The organism is Leptolyngbya sp. AN10, from assembly GCF_050565645.1.
GTDB lineage: Bacteria > Cyanobacteriota > Cyanobacteriia > Leptolyngbyales > Leptolyngbyaceae > Leptolyngbya.
In genome coordinates, this window is the sequence record NZ_JBNXVP010000002.1 from 201,115 (window position 1) to 219,891 (window position 18,777).

At 45.4% G+C, this 18,777-nt stretch carries 15 protein-coding genes; 9 read left to right on the forward strand and 6 right to left on the reverse strand.

The features are described from left to right. Positions 1-2 precede the first annotated feature (2 nt). Positions 3-605 carry a LemA family protein gene (locus tag ACQ4M5_RS03840; RefSeq protein ID WP_430674278.1) on the reverse strand — a complete coding sequence of 201 codons (603 nt, stop codon included), beginning with the start codon at positions 603-605 and terminating at the stop codon, positions 3-5. 116 nt (positions 606-721) lie between these two features. Between ACQ4M5_RS03840 and ACQ4M5_RS03845 the strand changes: the two genes are divergently transcribed. Genes ACQ4M5_RS03845 through ACQ4M5_RS03855 form a run of 3 tightly spaced genes read left to right on the forward strand, consistent with a single transcriptional unit; the run spans position 722 to position 6,613 of the window. Further along, on the forward strand, positions 722-2,626 hold the full coding sequence (locus ACQ4M5_RS03845; protein WP_430674279.1) for a protein kinase domain-containing protein: 1,905 nt from the start codon (positions 722-724) through the stop codon (positions 2,624-2,626). A gap of 3 nt (positions 2,627-2,629) precedes the next feature. Next, entirely contained in the window at positions 2,630-4,792 is a 2,163-nt protein-coding gene (locus ACQ4M5_RS03850) for a protein kinase domain-containing protein (protein ID WP_430674280.1), read from the forward strand. A 51-nt stretch (positions 4,793-4,843) separates the two neighbouring features. Next, on the forward strand, positions 4,844-6,613 hold the full coding sequence (locus tag ACQ4M5_RS03855) for a S8 family serine peptidase (RefSeq protein WP_430674281.1): 1,770 nt from the start codon (positions 4,844-4,846) through the stop codon (positions 6,611-6,613). Between the two features lie 90 nt (positions 6,614-6,703). Here ACQ4M5_RS03855 and ACQ4M5_RS03860 read toward each other — a convergent pair whose 3' ends face one another. Next, the gene (locus ACQ4M5_RS03860) at positions 6,704-7,660 is read right to left on the reverse strand and encodes an Rpn family recombination-promoting nuclease/putative transposase (protein WP_430674282.1); all 957 of its coding nucleotides are present in this window, start codon (positions 7,658-7,660) and stop codon (positions 6,704-6,706) included. A 135-nt stretch (positions 7,661-7,795) separates the two neighbouring features. Between ACQ4M5_RS03860 and ureC the strand changes: the two genes are divergently transcribed. Together ureC and ACQ4M5_RS03870 are read left to right on the forward strand one after the other, a co-directional pair. Next, positions 7,796-9,505 (forward strand): urease subunit alpha, encoded by a 1,710-nt coding sequence (gene ureC / locus ACQ4M5_RS03865; protein WP_430674283.1) that lies wholly within the window; start codon positions 7,796-7,798, stop codon positions 9,503-9,505. Positions 9,506-9,547: 42 nt separating this feature from the next. Next, a complete protein-coding gene (locus ACQ4M5_RS03870; protein WP_430674284.1) occupies positions 9,548-10,114 on the forward strand; it encodes a Uma2 family endonuclease in 567 nt (188 codons plus the stop codon). Here the strand turns inward: ACQ4M5_RS03870 and ACQ4M5_RS03875 are convergent. Continuing rightward, positions 10,107-12,512, reverse strand: coding sequence for a glycoside hydrolase family 65 protein (locus tag ACQ4M5_RS03875; RefSeq protein WP_430674285.1), 2,406 nt, complete (start codon positions 12,510-12,512; stop codon positions 10,107-10,109). The two genes, ACQ4M5_RS03870 and ACQ4M5_RS03875, sit on opposite strands and share 8 nt — an antisense overlap. Before the next feature lie 120 nt (positions 12,513-12,632). Here ACQ4M5_RS03875 and ACQ4M5_RS03880 point away from each other — a divergent pair, with 120 nt between their 5' ends. Together ACQ4M5_RS03880 and ACQ4M5_RS03885 are read left to right on the forward strand one after the other, a co-directional pair. Then, positions 12,633-13,061, forward strand: a complete 429-nt coding sequence (locus ACQ4M5_RS03880) for a (2Fe-2S) ferredoxin domain-containing protein (protein ID WP_430674286.1) — start codon at positions 12,633-12,635, stop codon at positions 13,059-13,061. A 392-nt stretch (positions 13,062-13,453) separates the two neighbouring features. Further along, entirely contained in the window at positions 13,454-14,104 is a 651-nt protein-coding gene (locus tag ACQ4M5_RS03885) for a response regulator transcription factor (RefSeq protein WP_058996933.1), read from the forward strand. A 535-nt stretch (positions 14,105-14,639) separates the two neighbouring features. On the opposite strand, the gene ACQ4M5_RS03890 is transcribed toward ACQ4M5_RS03885, so the two are convergent. Next, a complete protein-coding gene (locus ACQ4M5_RS03890; protein ID WP_430674287.1) occupies positions 14,640-15,803 on the reverse strand; it encodes an HhoA/HhoB/HtrA family serine endopeptidase in 1,164 nt (387 codons plus the stop codon). Positions 15,804-15,966: 163 nt separating this feature from the next. On the opposite strand from ACQ4M5_RS03890, the gene ACQ4M5_RS03895 reads away from it, so the two are divergent. Then, positions 15,967-16,308, forward strand: coding sequence for a metal-sensitive transcriptional regulator (locus ACQ4M5_RS03895; RefSeq protein WP_430674288.1), 342 nt, complete (start codon positions 15,967-15,969; stop codon positions 16,306-16,308). A gap of 333 nt (positions 16,309-16,641) precedes the next feature. On the opposite strand, the gene ACQ4M5_RS03900 is transcribed toward ACQ4M5_RS03895, so the two are convergent. Beyond that, positions 16,642-17,301, reverse strand: a complete 660-nt coding sequence (locus ACQ4M5_RS03900; protein WP_430674289.1) for an NAD(P)H-binding protein — start codon at positions 17,299-17,301, stop codon at positions 16,642-16,644. Between the two features lie 306 nt (positions 17,302-17,607). Here ACQ4M5_RS03900 and ACQ4M5_RS03905 point away from each other — a divergent pair, with 306 nt between their 5' ends. Next, positions 17,608-18,288: a DUF1997 domain-containing protein gene (locus ACQ4M5_RS03905; protein ID WP_430674290.1), complete on the forward strand. Its 681-nt coding sequence runs from the start codon at positions 17,608-17,610 to the stop codon at positions 18,286-18,288. Here the strand turns inward: ACQ4M5_RS03905 and ACQ4M5_RS03910 are convergent. Then, a complete protein-coding gene (locus tag ACQ4M5_RS03910; protein ID WP_430674291.1) occupies positions 18,283-18,762 on the reverse strand; it encodes a hypothetical protein in 480 nt (159 codons plus the stop codon). The genes ACQ4M5_RS03905 and ACQ4M5_RS03910 overlap by 6 nt on opposite strands. Between the last annotated feature and the right edge of the window lie 15 nt (positions 18,763-18,777).

Here is an 18,777-nt window from a genome sequence, read left to right on the forward strand (position 1 = left end):
GATTATCGGTTGAATAATTCATTGACATTCACATTTCGACGCTCTTGTTCTGTTGCGACAAATAAACGTCTGGGTTGATAGTTCATTGAGGATGCAATTAAGCTGCTAGGGAACATCTCGATCGCATTGTTGTATTCAGTGACAGCGGAATTGTAAAAGCGTCTTGCTGCCGAAAGTTGCTCCTCGGTTTCGTAAATTGCGGCTTGGAGTTGCACAAATTGACTGTTGGATTTGAGTTCAGGATAGTTCTCAGCCGTGACTAGAATGTTATTTAGCGATCGAGAAATCTGATTTTCTAATTCCATTCGATCGGTGCGCGTCGCTCCGCCTGTCATGACTTGCGATCGCAGCCGAGTCACTTCGGTTAAAATCTGCTGCTCAAACTTCATGTAGGTTTGAACGGATGCCACTAAATTTGGAATCAAATCAATCCGTTTTTTGAGCAACACATCAATGCTAGAAAATGCTTTTTCAACATCATTCTTTTTTGCAACTAATCCGTTGTGAATTGACCAAATTGTAATTGCAACTGCGATCGTACCGATCAATAGAACAATCACAAAAGCCGCGATCGTCATTAAAATTACGCTAACACTATCGTTCATCGGGTTATCAGGTGAAGAACGCTTATAGTGTGCCCTTCAGCCTAAAATCACTTGACAAGGTATTGCACTCGATTGGATGGGAATTCTGAGATCGCTTTAGTGTTACGGTTTTGGCTATGGTTCATCAGCCCGGTGAGATTCTTCAGCAGCGATATCAGATTTTAGGGTGCTTGGGTAAAGGTGGGACGGGAATCACCTATCGAGCGAAAGATCAGAAAACACAGAAACAAGTGGCGATTAAAACGCTGATTCTTAGGCAGGCGGAAAGCTGGAAAGCGATCGAGCTTTTTGAACGGGAAGCGGAGATTCTTCAACGATTAGATCATCCGAGTATCCCGAAGTACTTGAACTATTTCGTTGTTGATCGAAAGCACGATCGTAGTTTTTATCTGGTTCAAGAACTTGCAAATGGACAATCATTGTTTGATTGGGTGCAAAAAGGGGGGCGTTGTACGGAAGTTGAAATTAGTGCGATCGCGCTTCAGGTTCTGAACATTCTCGATTACTTGCATCAACTGAATCCGCCTGTGTTTCATCGCGATTTGAAGCCTCAGAACTTGATTCGTCGTGCAGATGGTCAGATCTTTTTAGTTGATTTTGGCTCAGTTGGAAGTACCTATCACAATACTTTGATGCGAGGAAGTACTGTTGTTGGAACTTATGGCTATATGGCTCCAGAACAATTTCGGGGGCAAGTGGTTGCTGGGACTGATTTGTATGGATTAGGTGCAACTTTGCTATTTTTGCTGACTCGTCGATCGCCCACAGATTTACCTGTTCATAAGCTAAAAATTGATTTTCGATCGCAGCTTCAACTCTCGAATCATTTTGCAGATTGGTTAGAGAAACTATTAGAGCCTGCAACGAAAGATCGATTTCCATCTGCGGGAATTGCGATCGCTCAACTCCAAAAGCCTGCCATACAATACTCTCAAAAGAAATTGCTTGGTGCGATCGCGGTTACAGGTTTAAGCGTTCTCTTACTATCTGCATTTGCAGATCATCAACGCTACCGAGTTGTGAATCTATTGGGACTAACTCAATCGGCTTACAATGCGATCGGTTTAAGAGAACTAACTCTTGAAGTTTATCTAACCAAAGGAGGCAGCCCAAACGCCAAAGATTCCGCAGGTAGAACATTGGTTTACTATGCGATCGGTGATTTAAAGCAGCTTAAATCCGTTCTTGCAAAAGGTGGAAGGTTACAAGTTGTCGATCGATTAGGTCAATCTCCGCTACATAGTGCAGCACAAGGAAAACCCGAAGTTCTCGAATACTTACTTTCGCTGAATCGGATTGATATCAACCTCAAAGATAAAGCGGGTAAGACTGCATTGAACTATGTGAGTTCTGAGGAGAATGCTCGGATTTTTGTGAGCTATGTCAATCGTCGATCGCTTCCCGAAAATCAAAAACAGGAATTGCTCCAAACATTAGTTCAGCAAGCGACCGAGAAAGGTTGGCTTAGTTTTGCTCACACTCTTTCGGGCAATGTTCCCATTGATGATAGTGCTTCATTCGAGATCACCCGCAGAGCACTAGAAGCTAGAAATCCAGCAATTTTTCGGACAATGATCGCGAACAAACAAAAGCTCAGTTCTGAAACATTTAGCAAAATTCATTTTTATCAGCTTGCGCTTGCGTATCTATCACCGCAGGAAATTTTTCAATTGATACCGCACGTTAATGTCATGGATCAAGGTGGCGATACACTGATTAATTTTCTATCAAGCCGAGTGGAATCAAACAATGATGTTCAAGTGATTTGGCAACTGATACGGCTAGGAGCAAACGTCAATCAACCGAATACGAAAGGAATTACTCCACTTTTAGGCTGTTTAAGCTTTGGTGGATTTGTCGGGATGGAACAGGCGCGAGAAGAAGTTGCGATCGCATTAATTCAACAAGCGGATCTAAGTTATCGCGCCCCTGGTGAAGCGAGACGGAATTTATCTGGATTGATGTTTGCTGCGGAGCGACCCCGGATTCGTCAAGAACTGCTACAACGAGGAGCCAAATAAGAGATGACCATCACAACTATCATTCATCCGCGCTACAAGATTCTAGAAACATTAGGACAGGGCGGCATTGGAACAACTTACAAAGCTGAAGACCTTGAAACGAAACAATGCGTTGCTGTGAAAGTGGTTTCACTCCGCCAAACTTCTGATTGGAAAACATTGGATTTGTTTGAAAGAGAAGTGCGGGTGCTCAAACAATTGAATCATCCTGGAATCCCGCAATATTTGGATTCGTTTGAGGTTGATACCGAAGACGATCGCTTATTTTGTATTGTTCAAGCGCTTGCTCCGGGTAAAACATTGGCTGAATGGATTGCTAAAGGTTGGCGACCGAATGAGGAAACCGTGAGTGCAATCGCGGCTCAACTTCTCGACATTTTGATGTATCTACAAACCTTTTTGCCGCCGATTTTGCATCGAGATATCAAACCTCAGAATATTTTGCGCGATCGCGCTGGAAACATCTATCTCGTAGATTTTGGTGCAGTTCAAGATACCTATCGCCAAACTGTAACAGGGGGTAGTACAGTGGTCGGAACACTCGGTTATATGGCTCCCGAACAGTTCCGAGGTAAAGCAACCCTCGCGACTGATCTCTATGCGTTAGGAACCACGTTACTGTTTCTACTCACAGGCAAAGATCCGATTCAATTACAGCAAACCGACGATCTTGAGCTACAAATTCCGAACAATTTAGAACTCTCTGCAAACTTCAAACGCTGGCTAAAGCGCTGTATTGAATCCGCAGAAGAAGATCGATTTCCGAATGCTTCAGCGGCATTACTCGCGCTACAGGGTCGGACAACCGTTGATCGGAATGTCGATCGTACTCCTCAACGTCCGCGCAACTCTAAGATTTCGTTGTTGAAAAGCGATCGTACTCTGCAAATCTACTTCTCAAGCGATAGTTACCAGCCTGAGAAACTGAAAACACTCCGCCGCAATATCGCTCTATCCAGCGGTTATGTGATTGCTGCACTAACAATCTTTCAATTCATTTCCAATAGTCAATTAAATCACGGCGGTTCATTATTGTATGCCTGGTTCATGTTGGCACTGGTTGGCACAATTCCCTTAGTTGCTGCTTTTCTGATTCAAGAGTTTCATTTGTTCTTAAAGCCTACCTTGATTGCCATTACTGATCGATCAATAACGCTTCGAGGAACTTTAACGATCGTCGATCAAATCACATCACTACAAGGAACGACAAAAGCATTTGAGTTCTATCAAACTGTGACTCATGAAATTCCTCAAATTGAGACGGTTGCGCTTGGAAAAGATTGGCAAGGACAGTCGATCGTTTTCATCAAAACAATAACCAGAGATTACTTCAGATTTGGCAAACATCTTTCAAGTGCAGAGCAGCGCTGGCTTGTTCATGAACTTCAAACCTTTATTCAATCTGCAAAACAACGCCTTGAGCAACAATCACAAGAACATTCAGAGCAACAACAAAATACCAAACTTGCAGCTTTTGATCTCTTGTTTCAGCAAGGAATGATCGAGTACAAGGACAATCAACCGGAGCAAGCAGCAACCTTGTTTAAGGCAATTCTACTGCTCGATTCATTCTGTGCAGAAGCTTATAACAATCTGGGAGTGATTTACTATCAACAACAGCAATTCTCTGATGCGATCGACTCTTTCCAAACCGCTCTACAACTTGCACCAAGCTACTGGGCAGCCCGAACAAATTTAGCGATCGTCTTTGAATCTCAAGGTTCGCACGAACAAGAAATTGAGACTTATGGAACGTCTTGCCCCGCTGGACGAAATACTGGAGCCGATACATATACGCTGATCCTGCTCCCACCGTGGCGCGATAGTCTAGAGCAAGCGATCGCATCTTATCAAGTTCCACCCGCTGACGAGCCAATGATTGCTGTAAAACGCCACTGTGCTCACGCGGATCTATTGCAATTTCAAGGAAATTTCACAGGCGCGATCGACATTTACCGCCATGTATTGACGCTGGTGAAACACGATCGTAAATGTACCGCTGATATATACGCTGAACTCTCCTGGGTATTCGCAATGACTCGCAATCTGAAAGAGGCTCAACTCTGTTTACAGAAATATTCTAAGATTGCGCCAAACACAGAGCATCCAACGGCTCGATACACCAAAGCGTTGATCAACTACCAACAAGCTCAAAGCAAATTCTAAGCACCGTACAGGGAACTTTAGGAGAATCTATCCTACAATTTTCACCTGCCTATGATGCGCCGTCTATTGTTCGTTGGACTTTGCGTGTGTAGCTTTTTGTTTTCAGTCCTGACCTTTCAGACGTTTGCTGCCGAACAAGGCGCATTCGACTCGATCGTGCTCGACTTTCGCGACGATCTGAGTGCAGCACAACTCGATCGTGAATTGGGCGAAATCAAATCTACCTACAACGCCGCTGCTCAATTTAACAGCAAATTCTCTGAAGCGGATCACGTTTTCATCTTGAAAGGCGATCGTACAACGCTTCGCAAACTGCAAAATTCGGAACTCAAGAAGTACACCGAATTCATTGAACCAAACTACATCTACAAAACAACCGCGACACCGAACGATCCAGACTACGAGAAACAATGGAATTTCAAAACGATCAACGTCGAGGAGGCTTGGAAACATAGCAAAGGGAAAGGCACGATCGTTGCTGTAATCGACACGGGTATCAGTCAAGTGCTCGATCTCAAGCAAACCAAATTTGTTGAAGGCTATGATTTCGTCAACGATCGATCTGAAGCGATCGACGATAACGGACATGGAACTCATGTTGCAGGTACGATCGCTCAATCGACAAACAACGGAATTGGAGTCGCAGGAATCGCATATCAAGCTAGCTTAATGCCGCTGAAAGTCCTCTCAGCCCGTGGAGGTGGAACCACAGCGGACATTGCCGAAGCGATTCGCTGGGCGGCAGACAATGGCGCAAACGTGATCAATATGAGTTTGGGAGGTGGCGGCGATAGTAAATTGATGCGAGAAGCGATCGACTATGCTCACAGCAAAGATGTCACGATCGTTGCGGCGGCTGGAAACGCGAATCGGAGCACAGCAGAATATCCCGCACTTTACCCGCATGTGATTGCGGTCTCTGCTTATGATGCGTTACAAGCGAAAACCTTCTACTCGAACTACGGTGGCGGAGTTGATATTGCAGCCCCAGGCGGATCGTATGTGCTTTATGCACAGCTTCCGGGTGGAATTTTGCAAAACACGATCGCCCCTGATTCTGGTGAGTCGGTGTTCAAATATCTGCAAGGAACCAGTATGGCTTCCCCACACGTGGCGGGTGTCGCGGCTTTGATTCATTCGATCGGGGTGCATAAGCCAGACCAAATCGAGCAAGTCTTGAAGAAATCTGCAATCCCAGTCAAAGATGATCCGCAAAATTTCTTTGGTGCAGGCAAGCTGGATGCGAAAGGTGCAGTAACCTTAGCGCTCAAAGAACGCTCTTTCTTCTGGTGGTTCTCGCCCAAACTTTGGAGCGGTTTTCTCGGAACCCGCATCTGGTTTGATGGTGCTGCCTTCAACCTTGGATTAAAGCTCTTAATGTTTGGAGTTGCAGTTGGACTTGCTTTTGTGTTCTGCAATCCGTCTCAAGGTGGCGGGTCGCTGTTCTGGGGCTTGCTCTTTGGCAGTTGTGGATTGTTCTTCTTCCGTGGCATCTTTGTCGCGAATCTGCCTCAGTTCCCGTTACGGCTTCTCGGTAGCTCGATTCCCGAATTGGTTGGAACGCTGCTAAATTCTGATGCGCTCAATCCAATTTCTGCGAGTGTGCTGATTCCATTCCTGCTATTGGCGATTTTCTTGGGGCATCCCTCTTTGAAATGGTTCGCGATCGGTTCTGGTTTCGGAGTTGCAGCTTGTTTAGCGGTGAGTGCTGTCGTTGCTCCAGAGATGCAATGGTTCGGTACTAGCATTGTCGCTCGAAGCTATTTAGGCGTAAATGCACTACTGGCTCTCGGTCTTGCAATGTTAGCAGTTCGCGAATAACCTTATTCATCGATCGACTTTCTGCTGCATGGATGGTTCTCTTCAGAGGGAATTCATGCAGCAGATTTTATTTTGATCATTGATTGTGCCTTAGTCTTGATGTTCTTGTAGCCAGATTTCTAGATCCTCTAACTTTGTGAATCGTATTAGTGCTAACCCAAGCGATTCCAATTGTTCAACAGAGAGATTGTCGATCGTGTTTTGAAGTGCGGTAGGGGTTTCACCAAACAAGCTATTTAGCTGTCTGCTCACAAGCGAAAGTTCACCTTCTCGTTTCCCTTGCTCAATTCCTTCTTGCATCCAACTCGTGACAATTTCCATAATTTCCTCGCGCTCAACTGGTTCAATTCTAGCAATCTCAGATTGAAAAGCTTGCTGCTCCTGAGCGTTCAATTTCAGATAAGTATCAACAAACCCAGAAATCAAACGTATACGAGCCGGATCAAGCCTTAAAGTCGCCAACACTCGAAGACACTCAGCCTTTACTCTGGGACGATCTTCAACAGCAATTCGCATCTTAGACATTAATGCTGCTGCAACTGGATTTGGTTGATTGAGAAAATCCCGCCAATTCAGGCGGTTGAGTTGTACAGAAGCAAAATTGAACTCTAAAACTTTCAGATTCGGAAACTCCACAATATGGTGATGGGGTTCTTCACGGTAAGGATCATCAAACGAAAAGACTACAATTGGGTACACTCGCTGAAGATACTTCTGGTACAACCTTGCGAAGTAGAAAAACATTCGCCTTGTGAAATTAGCCTCGGCTGAAGCTTGCGCCTCAATGTGAATCAGGATTGCGGCATCTTCTCCCGCCAATTGCACTTCCGCAAGTAAGTCAATAATCTTCGTAAACCTCACGGGTCCTGTATGCAGACCTGTCATCAAGAGCATCTTACTTAGAGAAGCTGCGCCACAAATTCCGTTTATCTGACCCCGAAAAGCAGCTTCTAAGTCAACGCCTTCGTATTCGTTTGGATCAATGTAAGGCTCAATGAAAATAATGTGGAATGCAACGTCCAGCAATCCCTCAAAGATTCGCGCCATGAGATTTAGTAACTTGTAATTACTGTAATTATCTCATAATCGACAATTCCAAAATCCGTCAAAATCCTAAAGCCTCCCGCAACTCATCAAAATTCATCTGATAATAAACAACCGAGAATTTTCCGAGGTTGCCTTATGAGCTATCGCATGAATCGCCGCGCTTATGCCGAAACTTTTGGTCCGACAGTGGGCGATCGAGTTCGTCTTGCTGATACTGAACTGATCATCGAAGTTGAACAAGACTTGACTACTTACGGCGATGAAGTCAAATTTGGCGGCGGTAAGGTGATTCGCGATGGGATGGGACAGTCTCCGATTACGAATGAAGATGGCGCGGTCGATGCAGTGATTACCAATGCGCTGATTCTCGATTGGTGGGGGATTGTTAAAGCTGATGTTGGAATTAAAGAGGGAAAAATTTGCGCGATCGGGAAAGCTGGAAATCCTTACATTCAAGATAATGTAACCATCATTATTGGACCGGGAACCGAAGCGATCGCAGGTGAAGGAATGATTCTCACAGCAGGTGGAATTGATACGCACATTCACTTTATCTGTCCACAGCAGATTGAAGTTGCGATCGCATCCGGTGTTACTACGATGATTGGTGGTGGAACGGGACCCGCTGACGGAACAAATGCAACGACTTGTACTCCAGGACCTTGGTACATTCATCGGATGCTACAAGCGGCTGAAGCTTTCCCGATGAACTTAGGTTTTTTAGGCAAAGGAAATGCTAGTCAACCAGATGCGCTCGAAGAACAGATTAAAGCGGGTGCAATGGGCTTGAAGCTGCACGAAGATTGGGGAACGACACCTGCCGCGATCGATACTTGCCTCAGTGTTGCCGATGACTATGATGTGCAAGTTGCAATTCACACTGATACTTTGAATGAAGCGGGCTTTGTGGAAGATACGATCGCAGCTTTCAAGAATCGTGTGATTCACACTTATCATACGGAAGGTGCAGGTGGCGGACACGCTCCAGATATCATCAAAGTCTGCGGTGAAGCGAATGTGCTTCCTTCTTCGACCAATCCAACGCGACCTTACACCTTGAATACGTTGGATGAACACTTAGATATGTTGATGGTCTGTCACCATCTCGATCCGAGCATTCCTGAAGATGTGGCGTTTGCAGAGTCGCGGATTCGACGGGAAACGATCGCGGCAGAAGATATTCTGCATGATATTGGTGCGTTTAGTATGTTGTCTTCTGACTCTCAAGCGATGGGACGCATTGGGGAAGTGATTATTCGGACGTGGCAGACTGGGCACAAAATGAAAGTGCAGCGGGGAGCATTGTCGGAAGATAGCGATCGTAATGATAATTTCAGAGCAAAACGCTATGTTGCTAAGTACACGATCAATCCAGCAATCACGCATGGAATTGCGAATCATGTTGGCTCTGTAGAGGTTGGTAAGTTAGCAGACCTATGTTTGTGGCGACCTGCGATGTTTGGCGTGAAGCCAGAAATGGTGATCAAAGGTGGAATGATTGCTTGGTCGCAGATGGGGGATGCAAATGCAAGTATTCCAACACCGCAGCCCGTTCACATGCGTCCGATGTTTGGTAGCTTTGGAAATGCGATCGCGCCAATCTCTCTAACCTTCGTTTCCCAAGTCTCTCTGAAAAAAGGTGGATTCGATTCGCTCAATCTCAAGCGGCAATTAGTTCCTGTATCTGGAATTCGCAGCTTGACCAAACGTGACATGAAGTTAAACGACGCGATGCCTCACATGGAAGTAGACTCCGAAACTTATCAGGTTCGGGCGGACGGAGAACTTCTAACCTGTGAACCTGCGACCGTTCTACCGATGGCGCAGCGATATTTTTTGTTTTAGGTGCTTGCTACAATCAAACTAATGCGACCTGCGAGGTACAGTATGAACCAGCCAATCACAGAGCGGATGCGTTGGACGATCGCGGATTTAGAGTTACTGCCGTTCGACGATCGACGGTATGAAATCATTGATGGAGAATTGCTTGTGACACGTGCGCCGCATTGGGGACATCAGAAAGCAGCGGGTCGAGCTTATGCAAGACTTGATCAGTGGTCTTTAGAAACTCAGTTAGGGGAAGCATCTTTTACGCCTGGACTGATTTTTGGAGAGGCTGATAATGTAATTCCTGATGTTGTATGGATTAGCCATGAACGGCTGGCAGCAGGATTAGATCAATCAGGACATTTAATAGCTGCTCCAGAGTTAGTTGTAGAAGTAGTTTCGCCTGGAGCAGAGAATGCTAGACGCGATCGCGAACTTAAACTCCGTCTTTACTCTTCTCGCGGTGTGCGGGAGTACTGGATTATCGATTGGCAAGCTCAACAGATGGAAGTTTACCGTCGAGAATCGGCAGCATTGTCTCTGGTTGCAACCTTGTTTTCAGAAGATGAAATTACAAGCTCGCTTCTACCTGGATTTAAGATGTCGATCGCGTCTCTGTTTACATAGTCTGATCCTCAATACAGGTTTCGACTTGATCAAATTGCTTGATGTCACACACGATCGGTTCACCAGAATGGAGGATAATCTCTTCGCCTTGGTGTTCGATCGACAATTTCTCGCCTTCTTTGAGCAAGTAAGTCGCTTTGTCATGAGTCATCTCAATCTCTAAGCGCTGTCCTTGTACAATCAAGGCAAATTTCATACGCTTTAGAGTTTTTGGGAGGCGTGGATGGAATTCAAAACTACCATCAGAATCTCGTAATCCTGCAAATCCATAGACCAGAATCATCCAAGTTCCGCCCATTGAAGCAATGTGACAGCCATCTTTAACATTGCCTGCTACATCTGCTAAATCCATGAGAGTCGCATATCGAGCATAGTCGATCGCTTCTTCTGTCTTGCCAATTTCTGCTGCTACGATCGCTTGAATACAAGCTGATAACGAAGAGTCTCCGGTAGTCAGCGGATCATAGTATTCAAAGTTTCGCAGCTTTTGTTCGCGGGAAAACTCATGACCTAACAAGAACATTGCAAGTACAATATCCGCCTGCTTGATCACTTGATGCCGATAGATGACTAAGGGATGAAAATGCAATAACAAGGGATACTTATCGGCAGGTACATTCTCAAAATCCCAAGGTTCCTGCTCTAAAAAGCCATCGTGCTGTAAATGAACTCCTAATTGTTCATCAAATGCAAAATACATATTGTCGGCGGCTCGTTGCCAACTGTCTGCTTCGGATAGTTTAAGCTTTGTTTTAGTGACTAGGGCTTCAAAGCGATCGGGATAGTTCTCAGATAGTTCTCGAACGGCTTTGGCAGCATACCAAAGATTCTCCCGCGCCATTAAATTCGTGTAAGTATTGTTATCAACTACAGTGTTATATTCATCAGGTCCAGTGACAGCATGAATGCAGAATCGATTGTTTGAGCGCTTCGAGAAAAATCCCAAGCTAAACCACATTCGCGCTGTTTCCACCAGCATTTCTGCTCCAGCATCACACAGAAACTCATCGTCCTGAGTCGCTTTCATGTATTTTTTCAGAGCATACATGATATCCGCATCAATGTGATATTGTGCTGTCCCTGCTGCATAGTACGCAGAAGCTTCTTCACCATTAATCGTTCTCCACGGGAACAATGCACCTTCCTGGCTGACTTCTTTGGCACGTTCTCTTGCTCTATCTAACATTCTGTAGCGGAACATTAGGAGGTTCTTTGCAGTAGACGGAGCCGTATAAGTCAAAAATGGCATGACATAAATCTCTGCATCCCAGAAATAGTGACCATCATAAGCTTGGCTGGTCAATCCTTTTGATGGAATTCCTGCTCCTTCCGATCGTGCTGAAGCTTGCAAGATATGAAACAGATTAAATCTCAGAGCTTGCTGTAATAGCTCCGGTGTTTCGTCGGGATGATCTGGCTCACCATCAATCTCGATATCACTGCGATACCAGAAATCATCTAGGAACTCACGCTGGTTCTTTAATAGTGCATCAAAGCCGCGTTTCATTGTTCGATCGAGCGTTCGACGAGCACGATCGTGCAATTCTTCACTTTCATACCGATCCGAAGCATGATAAGTCATGTACTTCGTTAGTCGAATCGTTGCACCTTCTTTCGCTCCAACACTAAAGACTACTTTGCCCAAGTCTTCAGAGCATTCATGGGTGTAGCTGTACTCACAATCGGATTCAAACTGATGATCGATACCACACGCGATCGTCATTCCACTATTCCGAGTCTTGTGGCTGAGAATCAATCGCTGCTCAAGTTCTTCATGATTCTGCGGTAATAAAACTCGTTCACTAAACGTCTTTGCTTTTCGTGGATCGCTGCTACCTTGACTATTTTCTGCTTCATACCGCACTTCAGAAGAAAGAATAATCGGAGCATTACCTTTAAGCAAAGTTACTTCATAGTCAATTGCAGCTACATGACGATCGACAAAAGAAACTAATCGCTGCGATCGGATTCTCAATTGCTTCCCGGCAGGAGTCTCCCAGATGATTTCTCGATCGAGCGTTCCGGTCTTCATATTCAACGCCCGCTCGAACTTTAATAATTTCGCAGTCGGTAAATAGAACAGTTCATCATCTACATAGAGCTTAATAATTTTACTGTCCGTTACATTCACGATCGTTTGTCCGGTCTTCGCATATCCGAACGCTTCTTCCGCGTACTCGATCTTGTACGACTCGTAAAAGCCATTAATAAATGTGCCATTCTGCGCGACCGGATCACCTTCTTCGCACACCCCCCGCATTCCTAAATAACCATTCGCCGTAGAAAACAGCGTCTCCATCTGAGCGAGACACTCCGGATAGAATTGCGTCTCAACCCAACGCCAAGGATCGTGTGGGTAAATACGTTTCGGTGGGTGGATAGTTTTACGGTGTAGCATTGATTCAGAAGTTTTCTAATCGGATTGAGATGGCTTCTATCCTGCTGATTCAGGGTTCTATTTGCATCTGACTTTTAGTAGAAGTTTCGCGATCGCAATTTCTCCGTATCTCGTGTATTTATGACTGCCTCCGACTCATTTTCTAAGTGTGTTAAAACCTTGGGACTCGATCGCATTGATCGACATCTATTCATTTGCGCTGACCCAACAAAACCTTTGTGTTGCAGTCAAGAACAAGGACTTGAAGCTTGGGACTATCTCAAGAAACGACTGCGCGAATTAAAGCTAGACACCCCCACTACCGAGCGTCCTAGCTGTATCTTTCGTACCAAAGCAAATTGTTTAAGAGTTTGCGATCGCGGTCCCGTTCTCGTCGTTTACCCAGATGGCGTTTGGTATCATTCCGTCACCTCGGAGGTGATGGAACGCATCATCCAAGAGCATCTGATTGGCAATCAAATTGTGGAAGAGTTTGCCTTCTTGAGACACCCGCTACCTGAACCCCAAATCAACTCTGAAAAAGACAAAGATCGTATTATTTCTGACTAAAAATCCATTAAATCTCAGATAGAGTGATCTGAACAAATGTCCACAGAATTAACGGTTTATAATCGCCAAAACCAATGACTCCCGCGTAATTTCTGTCCTTGTTTAAACACTGTCAAACTCAATAGGTAACTATTCTTTGAAACTTGTCGAAGTAAAATGTCTCAACTTCATCTGAAAAAAGTTTAACTTCTTGACGAGTCGGATATAATGACTCGTGACCTATAGACAGAAATCTGGATTCTTCCAGTTCTTGAATCAAATTCAGGTCTGGTAATCCGGAGTAACCCGTCCAATCAAGCCAAAATACGAGACTCTGACCCCTCAGAATCCGTAGAATAGCTTAAGTCATGTGTCAACGTTGATTTAGATTCAGGCAGAGCGAGTAGCACAGCATGAAGGAAACCAGTTCAGGGAATCACAGACGATTGCTGCTGATTGATGATGACCCTAACCTAATTCTGTTGGTTAAAGATTATCTGGAGTTTCGAGGGTATGAAGTCGTAACCGCAGAAAATGGGCGGGAGGCGCTGGAGGTTCTGGAGCAAGATGTGCCAGACATGATTATTTGCGATGTGATGATGCCAGAAATGGACGGTTATCAACTCGTAAGCAATATCCGTCAAGATCCCAAGACAAGCTGGATTCCAGTATTGTTTCTTTCCGCGAAGGGTCAAAGCCAAGATCGCGTCAAGGGTTTGAATATCGGCGCGGATGTTTACATGGTGAAACCGTTCGAGCCAGAAGAATTAGTCGCACAGGTGGAATCTTCGCTCAAGCAAGCCTCCCGACTCATCCAACATAAGGATGCCAAAGGCGGCGATAATGCACCAAAGATTCAAGTCCCATTCGATGTGGAGTTAACGCCGACTGAATTAAGAGTGGTTCAGTTTGTAGCGCGGGGCATGGCGAACCGTGAAATTGCAGAAGAATTAAATGTAAGTCAAAGAACGATCGAGAGTCACGTCAGTAATATGCTTGGTAAAACCGGATTGCATAACCGCACTGAATTAGCTCGCTGGGCGATCGAAAATAGCATGGCGTAATGAAATCTCTGGTACTGGACGATCGTGAATCTGCGATCGTCCTTATTCATGCTGAAAAAAGCAAAGGGCAGAAGCAACTTGAAAATGCTTCTGCCCATTTTTTATGAAATTAAGTAAAGTGAAACTTCAGAAACTACTGCATGTGCGACATCATCGCGACCAATCCAGCGCAAGCAGTCGCCAACAACATCACCAGCGCAAACGATTCACCCAAGTGCTTTTTAGAGGTCTGCATACTACTGTTTCCTTATCTATATGATTGGAGTTTCTTAACAGTATCAGCCTCTCTCAGATTCAAATTATAAAGTAATGTAAGTTAAGACTTTCTAACAAATCTTAATTCAGAACCTAGTCAGCACTCCGGTTCTCTGTCGATCGATAGATTGACTGTAATTTTTCTTAAGCATTCAGATGAGCAATTTTCATATTCTTAATAAACAAGGCTGAGTTTTTCTAATCTCACGCCCATTTTGGTTTTAGCTTGCAGAGTTAGGAATTAGACAGCAATATTCCGCCTAATTCCTGAGAGTTCACCTTAGCTTGCGTTTTGCAATTCCGCAGGCTTCACCGCTAATTGCTGCACTTGTCCATTGCGTCGAACTTGAACTTTCAGAGATTGACCAAGCTTCGTGCTTTCAACCAATTCCTGAAGCTGCTCTGCTTTTGTGATTGGTTTGCCATCGATTTCTGTAATCACATCACCACGACGAATTCCCGCGATCGCAGCAGGCGAATTCGGTAACACTCGCACGACAATCACGCCATTTACTTCGGGTACTTCAAATGCAGAATTCGGATCACTATTGTTCTGTCTTGCAATCTCAGGCGTAAGTGTCGTCATCTGAACGCCTAGATATGGATGCGAAATCTTTTCACCTCGCGCTAGAGCATCTTTAATCGATTTCGCTTTATTAATCGGAATAGCAAATCCAATTCCCATTGCATCTGCGCGAATTGCGGTGTTAATCCCGATCACTTCACCTCGATCGTTTAACAATGGACCACCTGAATTCCCTGGATTAATTGCCGCATCGGTTTGCAGAAAGTCCAATCGCTTATCGCTTAAACCAACTTGGGCACTCGATCGATGAAGGGTACTCACGATTCCCAAAGTGACGGTGTTATCGAGTCCGAGCGGATTTCCAACCGCGATCGCCCAATCTCCGACATTTACCTGATCCGAATCACCCAATGGCGCAACAGGTAAATCTTTCCCGTCAATTTTCACCACTGCTAAATCCGTCACTTCATCAAATCCGCGCACTTTTCCTTCAAGTACACGCCCATCTTTCAGCGTCACGGTCACTCTATCCGCGCCATTCACCACATGCGAATTGGTTAAAATCACGCCGCTTTTATCAATCAAAAATCCTGAACCTTGACCGCGCAAAGTTTCCGATCGCGGCATCGTGGAAAAGTCCTCTCCAAAGAACTGCCGGAACAAGGGATCTTCGAGCATCGGATTTGCCCGTCGAGTTACCGTTTTTTCTGTATCGATTCTCACGACTGCTGTTCCCATCTTCCGAACGGCTTCAGCGACAAAACTTCCGCGCTCGATCACTTTTGGAGCCTGAGCAATTTCAGCGGTCGATTCTGCTGAAGCCATTTTTGGGGAAGCCATCAAACCGAACAACATCGCAACTGTGACGATCGCGAATTGCAGTCGGCGAAAATGATTGAAAATCTTAGAGCGTTGCATAAATCATCACCCGTGGAAATGCCGCATAGCCTTGTTGTTTAGCCATTATTCCTATCCTACGGGTGAAAACAAAAACTTGCTCTGTAGAGATTTCCCGACATTTCCCCACCTTCGGTAAGAAAGCACTAAGATCAGTAACACTCACCTAAGCACGATCGAGACGATGGCAACTTCAGATCTACCTCGCGACCTTGAGCCGATTCACGAACATGAGCACGATCCGGCTCATCCGCACGTTCACAGCGAAGAATCGGTCCGCCGAGTGATCAATCGGTTGTCACGGATTGAGGGGCATATTCGCGGTATCAAAACGATGGTACAAAGCGATCGAGCTTGCCCAGATGTGTTGGTTCAAGTTGCAGCGGTTCGAGGAGCACTCGATCGAGTAGCGCGAATGATTTTAGATGAGCACTTATCACAATGTGTGGCTCGTGCCGCCCAAGAAGGCAATATCGATGCAGAGATCGAAGAATTAAAGGCGGCACTCGATCGGTTTTTGCCTTAAGGAGATTTATCGAAAACAAATTACCCGCTGTCTTCGGCTTCGCTCAGTCAGCTAGAGATCGCGCCCTGAGCGAAGCCGAAGGGCAGTCTTTCAAGCGGTAAGCTCTTTCGTAGAAATCTCCTAAGAGGATGTTTGGGAAGGGTAAAAGCGGCTTTGCTTCGTTGCGAGTTCGCCCGGAAATGAATCTCCGGGTCAATGGAGGAAACTCCGCTAAAGCGGACTAGGAGCACAACACGGAGTTCTTAGCCCAGTTTAGTGGGCTTTCCCCGATTAGCCCGGAGATTCATTTCCGGGCGGGTGAATGCGATGAACGATTGCTTCTCAAACATCCTCTTAAGCGACTTGTGCAAATAGTTCAGAGAACGGTTTAGGAGCCGCGTCGGGTTTCGCAACAATTTCCACGACTTTGTTTCGTGCGTTTGCATCAAATACCGATTCGACACAGACTTGAGCCACTTTCGTGCGGGGAATGCTGCCTTCAGACAACGTATCAGCCGAAGACATGACGATCGCATTCTCGTTTTCTTCGTTTTTCAAGCCACCCGGACGCACGATCGTATAAGTCAATCCACTCTTCTGAAGATATCCCTCTGCTTGCTTCTTCCAGACCAGAATCAGCCAAAACAAATTCAGCGGGTGAAAAAGTTGCGAAGTACAAAGCGAAGTAACCAAAACGAAATGCTCGATCCCTTTCGCTTTTGCGGCATCGACTAAATTCTTTGTGCCTTCGTAATCGACTTTGTACGGCTGAGTGGGATCAAAACTCGGTCTTGCTCCGGTTGCACAAAACACGACCGTCGAATCGCCCATTGCACCGATTAGCTGTGATCCTTGCAAAACATCGCCCTGAACTAACTCGACTTCTGTTGGCAAAATCGATCGAGCCGTTTCCACATTCCGCACCAATGCCCGGACAGGAATTCCTCGATCGACTAGTTGTTGAACAATCCGCCGACCTGTCTCACCCGTTGCCCCTGCGACAAATGCTTTCATACGCGATCCCTAAAAATCAGTGTTTACAGTTTTCGTGCTTTCTTTTCACTTTACATCCCGCACAAGAAAGAACTGATCCCGCTCGATCGCTGAAATTTTTTGCTATAACTTTCCAGAATCAGGCTGTACAGAGTAAGATACAAGACGAAGCTATTTTAACTTTTGTAACATAAAATACAACCCTCAAACCTTCCGCAGAAAGATATTGATTCAATAAACTTTCAGTAGTCCCCTCTGCTGAATTTGGAGCCAATCTGTATCCTTTAGGGAACCTTGACCTAGACCACGGCAAACGGAAGAGAGTGAATGCAATCGCAACCGACCGATCCTTCGGATTTCGCTAGTTCTAATCTTGTTCGCCCGGATGCCGCTCATCCGAGTGGAACGCCTCATCAGCCTGTCGAGAGTCTGCTGAATGAGCCAACGATTTTCTCTAGTCAATTCATTGACTCTATGGAAATGAATGCGGATGCCAAAACCGTGGCGCAGTACCTTGATGTGCATCAGGACTGGTTTCATCGGTGCGCTCATCCGATGCACGTAGAATCGATCGGGCTAAATAGCTATGCGCTGATCATTGGTCACTTCGGTGCGTTCGGGTACGATGTCGAGCCAAAGATTGGATTAGATCTATTGCCGCAGCAAGAAGGCGTGTATCGAATTGAAACGGTTCCGGTTCCAGGGGATGTGACTCAGGGATATGAGGTCGATTTTCAGGCTGCCCTAGAGTTGGTGGAACACGCAAGCCAGAGCAATCCCACAGCAAAAATGACTCAAGTTCAGTGGCAACTTGATTTGAAGGTGGCGATTCAGTTTCCGAGATTTATTCATGCTCTTCCGGAGTCGCTAGTTCAAAAGACGGGCGATCGCATTCTTCGCCAAGTGGTTCGTCAAGTGTCGCGCCGTTTAACTCACAAGGTTCAGGAAGATTTTCATTCGTCTTACAATTTATCCGTTCCGAAGCGGACTCGCAAGAAGCTCCTATAACGTGATTTCGCGCCAAGCTTCGACATCTTCGCGGGTTTGGGGCTTGGATGGAATCTCGATCAAAGTGAATCGATCGAAGTGAATGGCTTGATCCTGTAGTTGGATTTGTTGAGAAAGCGATCGCTGTTCCGCTTCGTCTAATCGTGCATAAATCAAACTCAAATGCGGATCAAGTGAATACGATGAGCCGAAAAATGCTTGAATCGATTGGCTTAATTGCTCTAATTGTGGATTCGGGACAAGCTGAATAAACAGCGTTTTGGTGAATTGATCAGAATATTGAATGCGATCGATTTCTAGGGTGATGTCGATCGATGTTTGAACAAATTCCAGGATTCGATCGCGCTCAAAATTGCCGCTGTAAAGCGTTACGTGCGGCTGAAAGATCGGCGCATTGTAGCGTTGAGCAAGATCGTGAATTAGAGATTGATAGAAATCGCGATCGGATGGAATCAGCCAAAATGCAACTTTCATGGAATCAAAATTGGG